The 15321-nt window shown below is 59.8% G+C and carries 16 protein-coding genes and 1 pseudogene; 11 read left to right on the plus strand and 6 right to left on the minus strand.

From position 1 onward, the window contains the following. Window positions 1-295, plus strand: a pseudogene (locus tag DBR00_RS20805) (hypothetical protein); the annotation flags it as partial. A gap of 181 nt (window positions 296-476) precedes the next feature. On the opposite strand, the gene tyrS reads toward DBR00_RS20805, so the two are convergent. Next, entirely contained in the window at window positions 477-1676 is a 1200-nt protein-coding gene (gene tyrS, locus DBR00_RS12350) for a tyrosine--tRNA ligase (protein WP_108489037.1), read from the minus strand. A gap of 217 nt (window positions 1677-1893) precedes the next feature. On the opposite strand from tyrS, the gene DBR00_RS12355 reads away from it, so the two are divergent. After that, window positions 1894-3303, plus strand: coding sequence for a peptidoglycan DD-metalloendopeptidase family protein (locus DBR00_RS12355; RefSeq protein WP_108488589.1), 1410 nt, complete (start codon window positions 1894-1896; stop codon window positions 3301-3303). A 3-nt stretch (window positions 3304-3306) separates the two neighbouring features. Next, on the plus strand, window positions 3307-4398 hold the full coding sequence (locus DBR00_RS12360; RefSeq protein WP_108488588.1) for an anhydro-N-acetylmuramic acid kinase: 1092 nt from the start codon (window positions 3307-3309) through the stop codon (window positions 4396-4398). A 72-nt stretch (window positions 4399-4470) separates the two neighbouring features. Here DBR00_RS12360 and erpA read toward each other — a convergent pair whose 3' ends face one another. The 4 genes from erpA to argC all read right to left on the minus strand — a co-directional run bounded on the left by erpA (window position 4471) and on the right by argC (window position 7083). After that, a complete protein-coding gene (erpA, locus tag DBR00_RS12365; RefSeq protein WP_108488587.1) occupies window positions 4471-4821 on the minus strand; it encodes an iron-sulfur cluster insertion protein ErpA in 351 nt (116 codons plus the stop codon). Between the two features lie 76 nt (window positions 4822-4897). After that, window positions 4898-5308, minus strand: coding sequence for a polymer-forming cytoskeletal protein (locus DBR00_RS12370; protein WP_108488586.1), 411 nt, complete (start codon window positions 5306-5308; stop codon window positions 4898-4900). Window positions 5309-5317: 9 nt separating this feature from the next. Next, a complete protein-coding gene (locus DBR00_RS12375; RefSeq protein WP_256583006.1) occupies window positions 5318-6001 on the minus strand; it encodes a DUF6776 family protein in 684 nt (227 codons plus the stop codon). A gap of 47 nt (window positions 6002-6048) precedes the next feature. Further along, on the minus strand, window positions 6049-7083 hold the full coding sequence (gene argC / locus DBR00_RS12380) for an N-acetyl-gamma-glutamyl-phosphate reductase (protein WP_108488584.1): 1035 nt from the start codon (window positions 7081-7083) through the stop codon (window positions 6049-6051). A 136-nt stretch (window positions 7084-7219) separates the two neighbouring features. Here argC and hemJ point away from each other — a divergent pair, with 136 nt between their 5' ends. The 5 genes from hemJ to DBR00_RS12405 all read left to right on the plus strand — a co-directional run bounded on the left by hemJ (window position 7220) and on the right by DBR00_RS12405 (window position 11792). After that, window positions 7220-7648, plus strand: a complete 429-nt coding sequence (gene hemJ, locus DBR00_RS12385; protein WP_108488583.1) for a protoporphyrinogen oxidase HemJ — start codon at window positions 7220-7222, stop codon at window positions 7646-7648. Between the two features lie 21 nt (window positions 7649-7669). Continuing rightward, window positions 7670-8632 (plus strand): nitronate monooxygenase family protein, encoded by a 963-nt coding sequence (locus tag DBR00_RS12390; protein WP_108488582.1) that lies wholly within the window; start codon window positions 7670-7672, stop codon window positions 8630-8632. Continuing rightward, entirely contained in the window at window positions 8629-9894 is a 1266-nt protein-coding gene (locus DBR00_RS12395; protein ID WP_108488581.1) for an alanine racemase, read from the plus strand. Before DBR00_RS12390 ends, DBR00_RS12395 begins: the two co-directional genes overlap by 4 nt. Window positions 9895-10002: 108 nt before the next feature. Continuing rightward, entirely contained in the window at window positions 10003-10947 is a 945-nt protein-coding gene (locus DBR00_RS12400; protein ID WP_108488580.1) for a DUF805 domain-containing protein, read from the plus strand. 53 nt (window positions 10948-11000) lie between these two features. Beyond that, window positions 11001-11792: an SDR family oxidoreductase gene (locus DBR00_RS12405; protein ID WP_108488579.1), complete on the plus strand. Its 792-nt coding sequence runs from the start codon at window positions 11001-11003 to the stop codon at window positions 11790-11792. A 27-nt stretch (window positions 11793-11819) separates the two neighbouring features. On the opposite strand, the gene DBR00_RS12410 is transcribed toward DBR00_RS12405, so the two are convergent. Beyond that, a complete protein-coding gene (locus tag DBR00_RS12410; RefSeq protein ID WP_108488578.1) occupies window positions 11820-13301 on the minus strand; it encodes an AAA family ATPase in 1482 nt (493 codons plus the stop codon). Window positions 13302-13357: 56 nt separating this feature from the next. Between DBR00_RS12410 and DBR00_RS12415 the strand changes: the two genes are divergently transcribed. The 3 genes from DBR00_RS12415 (at window position 13358) to coq7 (ending at window position 15255) form a co-directional block, all read left to right on the plus strand. After that, the gene (locus DBR00_RS12415; RefSeq protein WP_108488577.1) at window positions 13358-13696 is read left to right on the plus strand and encodes a histidine triad nucleotide-binding protein; all 339 of its coding nucleotides are present in this window, start codon (window positions 13358-13360) and stop codon (window positions 13694-13696) included. After that, window positions 13681-14514, plus strand: a complete 834-nt coding sequence (locus DBR00_RS12420; RefSeq protein ID WP_108488576.1) for a formylglycine-generating enzyme family protein — start codon at window positions 13681-13683, stop codon at window positions 14512-14514. The genes DBR00_RS12415 and DBR00_RS12420 overlap by 16 nt, the downstream gene beginning before the upstream one ends. 93 nt (window positions 14515-14607) lie before the next feature. Next, the gene (coq7, locus tag DBR00_RS12425) at window positions 14608-15255 is read left to right on the plus strand and encodes a 2-polyprenyl-3-methyl-6-methoxy-1,4-benzoquinone monooxygenase (RefSeq protein ID WP_108488575.1); all 648 of its coding nucleotides are present in this window, start codon (window positions 14608-14610) and stop codon (window positions 15253-15255) included. The last annotated feature ends 66 nt before the right edge of the window (window positions 15256-15321 follow it).

A 15321-nucleotide genomic window follows, 5' to 3' on the forward strand; every position in this document is an offset into this window, starting at 1 on the left:
TCTACAGCAGCCTCATTCTCCGTCAAGCGATTTCGAAAATTTCTTTTCAATCTCAACCACTTGCGCTTTCGATCAACACCTAGCTTCTCGTCAGCGGGAGGCGAATTCTACAGCGTTTAAAACCACTGTCAACACCCTCTTCTACCGCTTCCGATCACCTCGACCGAACCCTTCAGACTCAAACATCACCCCTGAAGAGAAGGCGCATTCTACGCAGCTTTCGCTGCTTTGCAACCCCTTATTTAAATCTAACTTCTTGTTTTATAAGAAGTTTAAGGAGCCGCATGTGCCTTAAGAGCTGCGCATTATAGGGACTCAAACCCTGAGGTCAACTGATTGTTTCATATTTGTTTCGCCGACACGGCGACCACTGCGAATAGAACCAGACACTGCACCGCCTGCAGATACGACAAAGCCGTTGAAGCTTGCGCTTCAACGGCTTTGTCGAAAACACCGCGCAACAGTCAGCGGATAGGCTACTCCGCCTTGAGCGCAATGCGCGCAAAGGCTTTCTTGCCAGCTTGGCAAACGTGCACCGCACCTAGCTTATATATAAAGGCACGATCTACAACCTCACCATCGACACGCACACTGCCGGCACCTAACAGATCGCGAGCCATCGCTGCGTTTTTCACCAGACCAGCTTTGTTGAGCAATGCTGCGATAGGCATGTCTTCGGTAGATAGAACCTCGATTTCTGGCAGATCTTCCGGCAGCTCACCCTCTTTCATGCGATTACCCGCTGAACGATGAGCATTGAGTGCAGCTTCCTCGCCATGGAAGCGCGCCACGATTTCCTCGGCCAATTTGATTTTGATGTCACGCGGATTAGCGCCCTGCTCAACATCACGCTTGAACTGGCCAATCTCGTCCATGGAGCGAAAGCTGAGCAACTCGAAATAACGCCACATCAACGCATCCGGCATGGAGACCAGCTTGTTGTACATGATGCCTGGCGCCTCCTGGATACCAATGTAATTACCCAGCGACTTGGACATCTTCTTGACGCCATCCAGCCCTTCAAGCAGCGGCATGGTGACAATGCATTGCGAGGCCTGCCCATACGAACGCTGCAATTCGCGCCCCATCAGCAGATTAAATTTCTGATCAGTACCACCCAGCTCAACATCTGCCTGCAGCGCAACGGAGTCATACCCCTGAACCAGCGGATAAAGGAACTCGTGGATTGCAATCGGCTGATTGGTTGAGTAACGCTTACTGAAGTCATCCCGCTCGAGCATACGTGCCACGGTGTATTGAGAGGTCAGGCGAATGAAGTCAGCCGGCCCCATCTTATCCATCCAGGTGGAGTTGAATGCGACTTCGGTTTTTGCCGGATCCAAAATCTTGAACACTTGATTCTTATAGGTCTCGGCATTTTCCAGCACCTGCTCGCGAGTCAAGGGCGGGCGAGTCGCGCTCTTGCCGCTAGGGTCACCAATCATCCCGGTAAAGTCGCCAATCAGGAAAATCACCTGATGACCAAGGTCCTGGAACTGACGCAGCTTATTAATAAGCACCGTATGCCCAAGATGTAGATCAGGCGCGGTCGGATCAAAGCCCGCTTTAATGCGCAGCGGCTGACCGCGCTTGAGCTTCTCAATCAGCTCAGCCTCAACCAGAACTTCTTCCGCGCCACGCTTGATCAGCGCTAACTGCTCTTCAACCGACTTCATGACTGCACTCACAACCACTCAACTCAAAAGGGAACCAACCATACAAGATCGCAGACAAATCACAAGTTCTGCCCGCCACTCACACACGCTAAGATCATCACGCGCCAAGCAAGCTTGCCTAGCCAGCGATTTGGTTATATTTTATACAGTTACTGCATATTCATCATTTCGTTTATCTATTTTTTCTTTTCATTTTTCCAAAGTCAAAAAGCCGCCTATGACCTCTACAACTAAAGCGCCGCCGCTATATCCGAAAAGCCATATCCTGGCGGCCAGTGGCGTTGCCGCCCTGCTGAGCCTGGCACTTCTGGTTTTCCCCTCCCGCGAAGTAGAAGCTAAGAAGACCTTCATTAATCTGGATCTGGATCATAATGCTGAGTACTCCGAGCAGCAGAATGCCCCCGAAGCGACACAGTCACTGAGCATGACCCCGAGCGAGTCCCCATTCGCTGCAGGTTCAGCGGACACAAACGAAGTAGAACTACAAGCAAAGCAACCTGAAGAAACTCAGGAAACAGATCCGCTACACCGCGTTGTCCGCGTTGAAAATGGCGATACGTTGTCCACGGTTTTTGCCAAGGTCGGCCTGAGTGCCACTAGCCTGCATGCCGTGCTTAACAGCAGCAAGGAAGCCAAGCAGCTGACACGCCTGAAGGTAGGTCAAGCCCTAGAGTTCAATCTGAACGCCGAAGGCCAGCTTGAAAGCCTGCACAGCAAACTTAGCGATCTGGAAAGCATTGCCTTAACCAAGAGCGAGAAAGGTTTCAACTTCAAGCGCGAGCTGGTGAAACCTGAAATCCATACCACCTATACCCATGGAGTAATCAACAGCTCACTGTTTCTATCGGCCAAGCGAGCCGGCTTATCACACAACCTGACCATGGACCTGGCCAACGTATTCGGCTATGACATCGATTTCGCCATGGACATTCGCGAAGGTGACGAGTTTGAGTTGATCTACGAGAAAAAAGTGGTCAACGGCAAACAGATCGGCACCGGCAATATTCTCTCCGCACGCTTCACCAACCGCGGCAAGACCTACACTGCGGTGCGCTACACAAACAAGCAAGGCATCAGCAGCTACTACAACGCCAATGGCGAGAGCATGCGCAAAGCCTTTATCCGCACCCCGGTGGATTTCGCTCGAATCAGCTCACGCTTCTCGACCGGTCGACGCCACCCGGTATTGAATAAAATTCGCGCCCACAAAGGTGTGGACTACGCTGCGCCACGTGGCACACCGATCAAGGCCGCCGGCGACGGCCGGATCACCCTGGCCGGCCGTCATGGCGGTTATGGCAATGCGGTGATCATCCAGCACGGCCAGCGCTATCGCACCCTGTACGCCCATATGAACGGCTTTGCCAAAGGCATCCGCAACGGCATCAACGTCAAGCAGGGCCAGATCATCGGCTATATCGGCACCACCGGCTTATCCACCGGACCGCACCTGCACTATGAGTTCCAGGTCAATGGCGTGCACGTTGACCCGCTGAGCCAGAAACTGCCGATGGCCGACCCTATTGCCAGCAGCGAGAAAGCACGCTTCATGCAGCTGAGCAAACCACTGATGGCACAAATGGACAAAGAAAAGTCCACTCTGCTTGCCCTCAACAATCAGCGCTGAACCATGCCTCTCTACTTGGGCGTGATGTCCGGTACCAGCCTCGACGGGCTGGACATCGCGCTGATTGAGCAAACCGAGAGCACCCAGCTGCTCGGCACCCACTACCTGCCCATGCCCGACGCGCTGCGTAGCGACCTGCTCAGCCTGTGCGCCCCAGGCACGGATGAACTGGCCCGCGCGGCTATTGCCGAGCAACAGTGGGCTGATCTGGCGGCGCAGGGCATCAAGAACCTACTCAGCCAACACGACATAGCCGCCGAACGTATTCGCGCAATCGGCAGCCACGGTCAAACCGTACGCCACGAGCCCGCGCGAGGGTTCACTATCCAGATCGGTAATCCGGCACTGCTGGCCGAACTGACTGGCATCAGCGTGATCAGCGATTTTCGCCGCCGTGATGTGGCCGCAGGTGGTCAGGGCGCGCCACTTGTTCCGGCCTTTCATCAGGCGTTGTTTGCCCGCCCAGACAGCCCTCAAGCGATTCTCAACATTGGCGGCTTCAGCAACCTCAGCCTGCTGGAGCCTGAGCGCCCGGTGCACGGCTTTGATTGCGGGCCGGGCAACGTGCTGCTGGATGCCTGGATACAGCGCCATCAAGGCGCGGCCTATGACCAGCACGGCGCGTGGGCAGCCAGTGGCCAGATGCAGCCGCAACTGCTGCAAACGCTGCTGAGCAACCCTTACTTCCAGACGGAAGGCCCGAAGAGCACAGGCCGTGAACTGTTCAACCTAACCTGGCTGGATCAGCAGCTGCAAACCCTGCCGGTATTGGCCGCAGTGGACGTGCAGGCCACCCTGCTGGAACTAACAGCAATCAGCATTACCGCGTCGCTCAAGGCCGCTCAGCAGAACACCGAGCGACTGTTGGTCTGCGGCGGTGGCGCGCACAATCACAGGTTGATGCAGCGCCTGGCCCAACTGCTGCCGCAATGCCAAGTCAGCAGCACCGATACGCAGGGCGTACCCGCCGACTGGGTGGAAGCCATGGCCTTTGCCTGGCTGGCGCATTGTTGCCTGGAAGGCATTCCGGGCAACCGCCCCAGCGTCACAGGCGCACGCGGTCTGCGGATTCTCGGCGCGATCTACCCCGCCTGAAACCCACGCAAAGCCACAGCCAGAAACGACAACACCGTGCACAAGGCACGGCGTTGCAGTGAACAGCCAGATTCAGATCGAGAACGAAGAACCGCAACCGCAGGTGGTGGTTGCATTGGGGTTCTTGATCACAAAACGCGACCCTTCCAGCCCTTCCTGATAATCGACTTCGGCACCTGCCAGGTACTGGAAGCTCATCGGATCAACCACCAGGCTGACACCCTCGCGTTCGATGATGGTGTCATCCTCGGCCACTTCTTCATCGAAGGTAAAACCATACTGGAAGCCGGAACAGCCGCCTCCCGTTACGAAGACGCGCAACTTCAACCGCGGGTTGCCTTCTTCATCGACCAAGTTCTTCACCTTGTTCGCCGCCCCCTGCGTAAATTGCATCGCACTGGGGGTGAAGGTTTCGACGCTCATGCTGATTAACTCCCGGCGCTAAGCGCCATACTGCATTCTGATCGGCATTATCCGCTTACCCTAGAAAAGCGGTCAACTATTGTGCAGCATCCTGCGGTTGCGGCAGCTCCAACGGTCGCGCCTCGTCTTGCAAGCGGCACAGACGCCCTTCGATTTGTGCACCCATGGCCATTTCCATCAGGGCGTAGTAAAGATTGCCGCGCACGCGCGCACGCGAACCGAGCTCCAGGTGAGTACTGGCGTGCACATCGCCAATGACTTCGCCGTCGATCACTACATGGGGCGCACGGATCTCGCCTTCAACCCGCCCCTGCACACTGATGCGCACCATGCCTTCGCTGGCCAGCAAGTTGCCATGGACCTGACCATCGACCTGTACCGCGCCCTGAAACCTCAGGTCGCCATGCAGCTCGGCGCCTACCGCAATCAGGCTGGTCTTGCCGGCGAAACGCTGTACATCAGGGCGCGCCTTGTCTTTATTCCACATAAGGAACAGTTACTCCTCGTTGTTCCACTTGAACGTGCGCTGCAGCGGCTTCTCGCCCTGCACCTCAGCACGCACCTTGATTTCACGCGGGATAAAGCCCTCAGGCAACTTCAGCTCGGCAAAGCGCCCGGCCTCTGGGATGGCCTGGAAGTGCTTGAAGGCAAAGGCAATCGCTTGCCCCGGCAACGCGTCCGGCAAACCGGCAGTCAGCGCGGCCAGTTCAAGCGTGACCTCCTGCTCACCCTGTTTACCCACTATAGAGACCTGCAGCTGACCTTCCAGCGGCGTCTCGCCTTTCCCGACACGGCTCAGGAGTATCTTGTAGCGGAAAAGCCCGGGCCTGTCCGTGGCCTGCAGCTCAAAGGTTTTGATCCGCAGCCCTTCACGGCGGCTGGCCGGAGCCAGCACGCCCTTGTAGAAGGCCAGGTCCTGCTGCTGCCTATAGATTTGCTCTTCCAGCAGCTTGATGCTCAGACGGCTCTGCTCATTGGCTTGCTGACTGACTTTCTCAGCACTACCGAGCACCGCCAGGCGCTGGCGTAACGCCTCCACCTCGCGCAGCAACTGCTCATCACGCACCACCGCGCTCGCCGTCTCCACCGCTACCGCCGGCTGACGCTGCAGTTGCCACACGCTCCCGGCATAGAAGGCCAGCGGAATGCACAGTACCAGCAACACGGTGAACAGACGCATGCGCCGGGCACGCGCCGGATCGTGCAGGCGAACCTCCCAGCCCGGCATCAGGGCAGCAAGGCTGCGTGTGACAGCCCCAGACGCTCATCGAGGCCGAAGAGGATGTTCATATTCTGCAAGGCCTGCCCCGAAGCACCTTTGACCAGGTTGTCGATCACCGAGAGCACCACCACCAGGTCACCGTCTTGCGGCCGATGCACGGCGATACGGCAGACGTTGGCGCCACGCACGCTGCGGGTTTCCGGATGGCTGCCGGCCGGCATCACATCGACGAAGGGCTCGTTGGCATAACGTTTCTCGAACAGCGCCTGCAGGTCTACCGAGCGGTCGACCACCGTGACGTAAAGCGTCGCATGGATACCGCGGATCATCGGCGTCAAGTGCGGTACAAAGGTCAGACCGACATCCTTACCGGCAGCCCGGCGCAGGCCCTGGCGAATTTCCGGCAGATGCCGATGGCCCTTCACACCGTAAGCTTTCATGCTTTCACCGGCTTCGCTGAACAGCGAACCGACGCTGGCCCCGCGACCCGCACCGCTGACACCCGATTTGCAGTCAGCGATCACTTGCGTGGTGTCGGCCAGGCCGGCCTCCAGCAGCGGAATCAGCGCCAGTTGCGCGGCCGTGGGGTAGCAGCCCGGTACGGCGATCAGGCGCGCCTGCTTGATGGCTTCGCGATTGACTTCGGGCAGCCCATAAACCGCCTCCGGCAGCAGATCCGGCGCACCGTGGGGCTGGCCATACCACGTGGCCCACTCATTGGCATCCTGCAGGCGGAAGTCGGCTGACAGGTCGATCACCTTGGTCCCCGCCTCCAGCAACTCGCCGGCCAGGGCATGGGCTACACCGTGCGGCGTGGCGAAGAACACCACATCACAGGCGCCCAAGGTGGCGACATCCGGCACACTGAACGCCAGGCTGTCGTAATGACCGCGCAGGTTCGGGTACATCTCGTCGACACGCATGCCGGCCTCGGAGCGCGAGGTGATCACTTCAACCTGCGCTTGCGGGTGTTGCGCCAAGAGACGCAACAGTTCGACACCGGTGTACCCCGTGCCGCCGACGATTCCAACCTTGATCATCACTTGCCCCTTTGCAATACCAACAGTGGAAAGCTGCCGATAATACGGGCGCTTCCGCCAGGGGCCAACCGCCGGTGATGACGGATACGGCCATGCCCACTACTATCGGGGCACTTTTCAGCAACGAGTACGGATAATGCTCTATCTATGGCTCAAGGCTTTTCACATCATCGCCATGGTCTGCTGGTTCGCTGGCCTTTTCTACCTACCACGCCTGTTCGTCTACCACGCCATGAGCACCGACGAAATCAGCCGTGAACGCTTCTGCATCATGGAGCGCAAGCTCTATCGCGGAATCATGTGGCCGTCGCTGATTCTTACCCTCGGCCTCGGCCTGTGGCTGATTAGCCTTAACCCGAGCCACTACTTCAGCCAAGGCTGGATGCACGCCAAGCTGAGCCTGGTGGCCCTGCTGGTGGTCTACCAGTTTATGTGCGGCACCCAACTCAAGGCATTTGCCCGGGGCGAGAACCAGCGCGGTCACGTGTTTTACCGCTGGTTCAATGAAGCACCCGTACTAGCCCTGCTTGGTATTGTCATTCTGGTCGTGGTTCGCCCTTTCTAACGCCAACAAGAGGATTACTGCATGTCGCTGCCCGCCCTGCTCGAACAACGCCTGCGCCTGCCCGTCGTCGCCGCACCGATGTTTTTGGTGTCCAACCCGCAACTGGTGCTGGCCTGCTGCAACAACGGCATCGTCGGTAGCTTCCCCGCGCTGAACCAGCGTGAGAGCAGCGGCTTCAAAGGCTGGCTGGAGGAGATCGAAGCGGGGCTGGACAGCAAAGCCGCGCCTTATGCGGTCAACCTGATCGTGCACGGCAGCAACCCGCGCCTGCAGGCGGACCTGGCGATCTGCGTCGAACAGCGTGTACCGATCGTGATCACCAGCCTCGGTGCAGTGAAAGAGGTGGTGGACGCGGTGCACAGCTACGGCGGCCTGGTGTTCCACGACGTGACCACCCGCCGGCATGCCGAGAAAGCCGCCGAAGCCGGCGTCGATGGGCTGATCGCAGTCGCTGCCGGCGCAGGCGGACACGCCGGTACCTGGAGCCCGTTCGCGCTGATCGCGGAAATCCGCCAGTTCTTCGACAAGACCCTGCTCCTCGCCGGCTGCCTCAATCAGGGCCACGAAGTACTGGCTGCGCAACTGCTTGGCGCCGACCTTGCCTACCTCGGCACCCGCCTGATCGCCACCCAGGAAAACGCCGCTTCCGCTGCGTACAAGCAGATGATCCTCGACGCCAAAGCCGCCGACATCATTCACACCCCCGCCGTATCCGGCGTCCCGGCGAGCTTTATGCGCCAGAGCCTGGAGCAGGCGGGTTACGACCTCAAACAGCTGCAGAACAAAGGCGAAGTCAATTACGGCGAGAAACTCAAACCCATGGACGAAGAAGCCAAGGCCTGGAAAACCGTGTGGTCGGCCGGGCAGGGCGTCGGCAATATCCACGACCTGCCCAGCGTCGAGCAGTTGATCGCCCGCCTCGACAGCGAATACCGCGCCGCCCTCACGCACAGCCTGCAGCTGCAACAACGCTGGCCGCGATGAAGCGACGCAGCCTGCTCAGCATCGGCGCGTTCGGGCTGCTGGCCGGCTGGGCGCTGCGCCCGAGCGACCTTGGCCAGCCGCACGCGCCCTACTTCGCGGCACTTAACCAGTTGCTGCGCCGTGAGGGCCGCGGTATTCCCCTGCTGGTGATTGACCTCGCACGCCTGGATCAGAATGCCGAGCGGCTGGCTGAGCAGCTCGGCAGCCAACTGCCGCTGCGCCTGGTAGCCAAATCACTGGCCACCACCGGCTTGCTTGAGTACCTGGCGAAGAAGCTCGGCACGCAGCGTTTTATGGTCTTCCACCAGCCACAGATCAATCAGCTCGCGCTGAACTTCCCGCGGTCCGACCTGCTGCTCGGCAAGCCCTTGCCCAGCGCAGCGGCTCTGAGTTTCTACCAGCAACTGCCGCAGGGCAGCGGCTTTGTCCCCGCCGAGCAACTGACGTGGCTGATCGACAGCCAGACCCGCTTGCAGGAATACGCCGCCCTGGCCAACGCGCTCGACCAACCGCTGCAGATTGCCTTTGAAATCGACATCGGCCTGGCCCGTGGCGGCTTTGCCACAGCCGCCGAACTCGCTGCAGCGCTCACCTGGCTGCGTAACACACCCAACCGGCTGCGCGTTCGCGGCCTGATGGGCTATGACGCGCACCTGGCCCATACGCCCGCCTGGGTGGATCAAGACAACGCCTTTGCCCAAAGCGCAGCGCGTTACCAGGCGTTTATTGCCAGTGCCGCCGCCTTTAGCGAGTTATGGCCGGCGCAACCGCTGCTCAATGGTGCCGGAAGCCTGACCTATACCTTGCACACGCGCCTCGCCACACCATTGAATGAGGTGGCGGTAGGCTCCGCGTTACTCAAACCCAGCGATTTTGACAGCCCCTTGCTCGACGGCCTGCAGGCGGCCTTGTGGATCGCCAGCCCGGTGCTCAAGGCACTGCCTGGGCAGTTGCCGTTTCTCGCCTCGGCGCAGCCCTTGATGCAACGCTGGGATCGTAACCGTCAGCAGGCCTACTACCTGTATGGCGGACAGTGGCCAGCCACCCCGGTCTCTCCTGCCGGGCTGAGCTATGACCGACTGTATGGTCGCAGCGCCAACCAGGAGCGGCTAATCGGCTCACACAACACAGGTCTGCAGGTCGATGACTGGGTATTCCTCCACCCGCACCGTTCGGAGGGACTGTTCGAACTGTTCAACCAACTCGTACTGCTGCGCAACGGCCGTCTAGTGGGCAGCTGGGCAGCGCACGGCAGAGCGTGAAGCATCTCTAGGGATGCACATATTTGCAGGCAAAGCGGCTTGTTTACTGGCCTGCAGGCCGGCTAGTCTGTAGCGCAACTCCATCCTGGCACCGACAAGGACGCCGACATGACCCAAGCCCGCTACAAGATTGTGTTCAACGGCGAGTTGATGCCGGACGCAAGCCTGGAAACCACCAAGGAAAACCTTGCTCGGCTGTTCAAGAGCGATCTGACCCGGATCAACTCGCTGTTCATCGGCAAACCAGTCGATATTAAACGCGACCTTAGCGAGAACGAGGCCGACCAGTACCTCAAAGCCTTGCAAAGTGCCGGCGCCAAAGTGCGCAAGGAACAGGATCTGGCCGCCAGCCTGAGCCTGGTGGAAACCGATGACCATCGTACGGAAAGCAGCGAAGCCGAAAGCAACGTACTGATGACATGCCCAAAGTGCGGTCACCAGCAAAGCAAAGCCATCGAATGCTCGGCATGCGGCATCGTTATCGAGAAATTCATCGCCCGTCAGGCCATGCTCGCTGAGAACCCGCCAGAAGTGCTCAGCGCAGCAACCACGCCCTACGCCACGCCTAAAGCTGCAGTGGCTGAAGCCTTGCCGGAGTTCGGCGAGCTAAAAGTCTTTACCACCGACGGGCGAATCGGCCGTTTGCGCTACCTGGCCTGGTCAATGGTGCTGATGCTGGCCTGCTTGCCATTATTCGGCATCGCCGGTGGTTTCTTCGCCGCATCGGAGATTCTTGGCGGTCTGCTGATGGTGGTAGTGGGCATCGCCGTGGCGGTGGTTGGCATCATGTTCGGCGTGCAGCGGCTGCATGACATCGGCTGGTCTGGCTGGTTGCTGCTGGTCACCCTAGTGCCGGTTGTCGGCGGGGTGTTCTCGCTGCTGATGTTCATCATCCCCGGCAGCACCGAGGCTAACCGCTTCGGCCCACCGCCACCGCCCAACAGCAAGGCGGTAAAAGTCCTCGCCCTGCTGTGGATTGCGATGATCATCCTTGGCATCGTCGCAGCCATCGCCCTGCCCGCCTATATGGGCTATGCAGACGCCGCGCTCTAAAACGCAACCTTGCACGGTGCGTGGGGTCGAAAGGCCCCATCCCGGAGAGTCCTATGACCCGTTACGCGCTTATCACCGGAGCCTCCAGTGGCATTGGCCTGGCCCTGGCCGAGGCCCTGGCCCGGCGTGGCCGCAATCTGATTCTGGTGGCACGTCAACGCGATGCGCTGGAAAGCATTGCCTGCGAGCTGACTCAACGCTTCTCCGTGGAGGTGCTATTTCGCGTCTGCGACCTCAGCCAGCCGCTGCAGGTCAGCGGCCTGCTGCATGAGCTGGAGCAAGGCGAACGCACTATCGATTTGCTGGTAAACAACGCTGGTATCGGCAGCTCTGGCGCCTACGTGGCCCAGGACTGGGCCCGCGAACAGCAACTGATCGAACTGAATATCCTGGCTCTGGCGCGTCTGTGCCACGCCATCGGCAGCATCATGGCCGGCCAGGGCAGCGGCCAGATTCTCAACGTGGCCTCGGTTGCCGGGTTTCAGCCAGGCCCAGGCATGAGCAACTACTACGCCAGCAAGGCCTATGTGCTGCATTTCTCCGAAGGCCTGCGCGAGGAGCTGAAAGCGGACGGGGTGAAAGTTTCCGTGCTGTGTCCGGGCCCCACTCGCAGTGCGTTCTTCCGCACAGCCAGCATGGACGTCAAAGCCCTGCAAGGCAGCAAGCTGATGATGAGCTGCGAAGAAGTGGCGCTGATCACTGTTAAGGCCCTGGAGAAAAACCGAGCAATCATCATCCCAGGCTGGCGCAATCGCCTGATTGCTCTCAGCCCTCGATTAGGACCGCGCTGGCTGGTCCGGCGAATCAGCGCACGAATGAATCGCCAGTTCGGCAAGCCAATCTAAAACTGGTTTACCGAGCTTCACGAGCCATTAGCCCGCGTTGACCGTGCGTCCATCCGCCCAGGCACGTAGAGCGGCAAGGTCTTCGGCCATCACCACCGACAGTGGCGCCGTCCCCTGGATACTCTGCAGCAGCAAGGCCTGGGTGACCGTCTGTTGCTGGGCTTGCGATGCATAGAGGGCGCTGACCACCGCCTGCTCAATCTCCGCACCGGAAAACCCTTCGCAGGCCGCCGCCAGTTGCGTCAAATCGAAACCCGCAACTTCAAGCTCGCGCCGCGCCAAGTGGATACGGAAGATTTCGGCACGCACCGCCGCGTCCGGCAAATCGACAAAGAACAGCTCATCGAAGCGCCCCTTGCGCACCAGCTCCGGCGGTAGCCGGGAAATCACGTTGGCGGTGGCCACCATAAATACCGGAGCCTTGCGCTCGGCCATCCAGGTCAGCAGAGTGCCCAGTACGCGCTGGCTGACGCCACCATCGTGATCACCGCTGGCCAGGCCCTTCTCGATCTCGTCCATCCACAGCACACAGGGAGCCATCTGCTCGGCAAGCTTGAGGGCTTCACGCAGGTTACGCTCGGTCTCGCCAAAAAACTTGTTGTACAGGCAGGCAAAATCCAGACGCAGTAGGGGCAAGCCCCACAGACCCGCGACAGCCTTGGCGGCGAGACTCTTGCCGCCGCCCTGCACCCCCACCAGCAGCACGCCTTTGGGCAGATCGACACCTTTACCTTCGAGGAAGATACCCTGCCGCTCCCCCAGCCAACGCTTGAGATTGTTCAACCCACCGACTTCAGCGAATCGCGCGGTGTCGTACTCGAAACTCAGCACGCCATCGAGGTCAAGCAAGCTGAACTTGGTCTTGTTCAGTTCCGGCAGGTCTTCCTGAGTGATTGCCCCGTCATCGCAGATCACATTGCGCGCCAGCGCCCGCGCTTCGGCGTGGCTAAGGCCACGCAGGTTCTTCACCACCTGCTGCAAAGTGCGGTTATCGGTACGCACGCGGGCATTGCGGTTGCGCGCACTCCAGCCGGTGGCTTCCTCGCGTACGATGGCCAGCAACTCCTCCTCGGAAGGCAGAGACAGGCTAAAGCGTGAGGCGTATCGCTGCACCTCAGGCGGCAACTTGCAGGCATGAGACACCAGCACCAGCGTCGGCTTGCTGGGGTCCTCACTCATAGCGATTTCCTTGAGCAGGCGCACCAGCTTGGGGTTGTCCTCAAGAAACGGATGCAGATCGCACAGCACATACAGTGTCGGCTGCGTATCCGCCTTGATCAGACGCAGCGCGGTTTCCGGCTCCAGGGTGGCACTGTCGACCGGTTCCTGAATGGAATAGCCCACACGCTGCAAACCCTCGGTTACCGACCACACCTGCAAGCCAAGGCCACGGCGTACGGCGAGCCCGGTCAGGGTTTCCAGCACCCGCGGCTCGTCCCAGGATTCGATCAGCACCAGCTTGGTCTTGGAATCCAACACCAGGCCCAGATCATGAATATCGTTTTTCACCCGCACTCCTTGTCTACTAAACTCGGCCCTCTTTTGAGTGACCGGGGGGGACTGTCATGGACTGTCTGTTTTGCAAGATCGTCGCTGGTGAGGTACCAGCGCGCAAGCTTTATGAAGATGATCAGGTGGTGGCCTTTCACGATATCGGTCCACAGGCTCCGGTGCACTTTCTGGTTATCCCGAAAAAACACATCAGCACCCTCAATGATCTGAGCACCGCTGACACGCCGCTGGCCGGGCATATCCTCTTTACCGCCCAGCGCCTGGCCCAAGAGCACGGCTGTGAAGAAGGCTTTCGCGTGGTGATGAATTGCAATGATCTGGGCGGCCAGACGGTGCATCACATCCATATGCATGTACTGGGTCAGCGGCAGATGACATGGCCACCGGGTTGAATCGCGCATTACTCGGCGCGCTGAGCATGCTCGCCCTGCTGATTGGCAATCCAACGCAGGCGCATACGGTTGGCAGCGTATTTAACGACGTATTGCCACAGGGCCAGCAAGGACCACAGCTGGTTGTGGTGCCGGCCGGGCGCTATCTGCTGGGTGACCACAGCGGCCGTGGCAACCATAACGAGCGGCCACTGACGCCGATTGAGATCAACCAATCCTTCGCCATCGGCCGCTATGAAGTGAGCTTCGCCGACTGGCAGCACTACGCCGAAGCCACCGCCACGGCAATGCCGGACAACGAGGGCTGGGGGCTGTCGGCGCAGCGGCCGGTGATCCATGTGTCATGGCACCAGGCTGCGGCTTACAGCCAGTGGCTGTCGAAGGTCACCGGGCAGCGCTACCGCCTGCCCACCGAGGCTGAATGGGAATACGCCGCGCGCGCCGGCAGCACCAGCTACTACTGGTGGGGCGAACAGCTAGACAGCCCGGAAACCCGACCGCGCGCGCATTGCCGTGGCTGTGCCACTTCGCGCCTGATTCAGAGCAAGACCGAGCGTGTCGGCCAGTTCGCTGCCAATGCCTTCGGCCTGCATGACACCGCCGGCAATGTCTGGGAGTGGACCGCCTCGCGCTTCGCCAGCCCTTTCGACGGCAGCGAACAGCACCGCGCCAGTTTGATGGATCAGAGCCCGCGGGTGGTCCGCGGCGGCGCCTGGAACAGCGGCCCGAGCTACCTGCGCAGCAGCCAGCGCGACATGAAGCAGCCACAACACAAGGACTACGCCCTGGGTTTTCGCGTGCTGCGCGAACTGCCCTGAGGCCGAAGCGCAGCCAGGCTGCGACGAAACGTCAACAGACCTTCTCCCGCGCGTGGAGTAAACTGAGCGCCGTAATCATCGCAGGAGGTCCCTATGGCCAGCGAACGTCACTTCTCACCTGTTGATCGCCTGCTGCTGCAAGCCGATGCTGCCTTGCGCACCCTGCTGCCATTCAGCGGCCAGCCGGCACGGCCATCACCGGCTATCGTGCAGCCGGAGGCCGAACTGGACGAGCGCCAAGCCCAGCATGTGGCCGGGCTGATGCGCATCAACCATACCGGTGAAGTCTGCGCCCAGGCGCTGTATCAGGGCCAGGCGCTAACCGCCAAGCTGCCGCAGGTACGTCAGGCGATGGAGCATGCCGCCGATGAAGAAATCGATCACCTGGCCTGGTGCGAACAACGCATCCGTCAGCTGGGCAGCCAACCGAGCATCCTCAATCCGCTGTTCTACGGCTTGTCGTTCGGTGTCGGCGCTGCGGCTGGTCTGATCAGCGACAAGGTCAGCCTGGGCTTTGTTGCCGCCACTGAAGATCAAGTGGTCAAACACTTGGACGATCACTTGCAGCAGATCCCGCAGGAAGACCAGAAATCCCGTGCGATTCTCGAGCAGATGCGTGTCGATGAAGAGCAACATGCCTGCAACGCACTGGACGCTGGTGGCTTGCGCTTCCCGGCACCGGTGAAGTTCGGCATGAGCCTGCTGGCCAAGGTAATGACCAGCACCACCTACCGCGTATAGAACTGAATCGCAGGCACAGAAAAGGGCACCGAGGTGCCCTTTTTCATGTCACGAGGTATCTGCAAC

Source organism: Pseudomonas sp. HMWF032, assembly GCF_003060885.1.
In the GTDB taxonomy this organism is placed as follows: domain Bacteria; phylum Pseudomonadota; class Gammaproteobacteria; order Pseudomonadales; family Pseudomonadaceae; genus Aquipseudomonas.

Coding starts and splice junctions, on each gene's coding strand:
- argC (WP_108488584.1), bottom strand. CDS start 7,083: ATGATCAAGGTTGGAATCGTCGGCGGCACGGGGTACACCGGTGTCGAA.
- DBR00_RS12360 (WP_108488588.1), top strand. CDS start 3,307: ATGCCTCTCTACTTGGGCGTGATGTCCGGTACCAGCCTCGACGGGCTG.
- hemJ (WP_108488583.1), top strand. CDS start 7,220: ATGCTCTATCTATGGCTCAAGGCTTTTCACATCATCGCCATGGTCTGC.
- DBR00_RS12375 (WP_256583006.1), bottom strand. CDS start 6,001: ATGCGTCTGTTCACCGTGTTGCTGGTACTGTGCATTCCGCTGGCCTTC.
- DBR00_RS12420 (WP_108488576.1), top strand. CDS start 13,681: ATGGCCACCGGGTTGAATCGCGCATTACTCGGCGCGCTGAGCATGCTC.
- DBR00_RS12355 (WP_108488589.1), top strand. CDS start 1,894: ATGACCTCTACAACTAAAGCGCCGCCGCTATATCCGAAAAGCCATATC.
- coq7 (WP_108488575.1), top strand. CDS start 14,608: ATGGCCAGCGAACGTCACTTCTCACCTGTTGATCGCCTGCTGCTGCAA.
- DBR00_RS12405 (WP_108488579.1), top strand. CDS start 11,001: ATGACCCGTTACGCGCTTATCACCGGAGCCTCCAGTGGCATTGGCCTG.
- DBR00_RS12390 (WP_108488582.1), top strand. CDS start 7,670: ATGTCGCTGCCCGCCCTGCTCGAACAACGCCTGCGCCTGCCCGTCGTC.
- DBR00_RS12415 (WP_108488577.1), top strand. CDS start 13,358: ATGGACTGTCTGTTTTGCAAGATCGTCGCTGGTGAGGTACCAGCGCGC.
- DBR00_RS12400 (WP_108488580.1), top strand. CDS start 10,003: ATGACCCAAGCCCGCTACAAGATTGTGTTCAACGGCGAGTTGATGCCG.
- DBR00_RS12370 (WP_108488586.1), bottom strand. CDS start 5,308: ATGTGGAATAAAGACAAGGCGCGCCCTGATGTACAGCGTTTCGCCGGC.
- tyrS (WP_108489037.1), bottom strand. CDS start 1,676: ATGAAGTCGGTTGAAGAGCAGTTAGCGCTGATCAAGCGTGGCGCGGAA.
- erpA (WP_108488587.1), bottom strand. CDS start 4,821: ATGAGCGTCGAAACCTTCACCCCCAGTGCGATGCAATTTACGCAGGGG.
- DBR00_RS12395 (WP_108488581.1), top strand. CDS start 8,629: ATGAAGCGACGCAGCCTGCTCAGCATCGGCGCGTTCGGGCTGCTGGCC.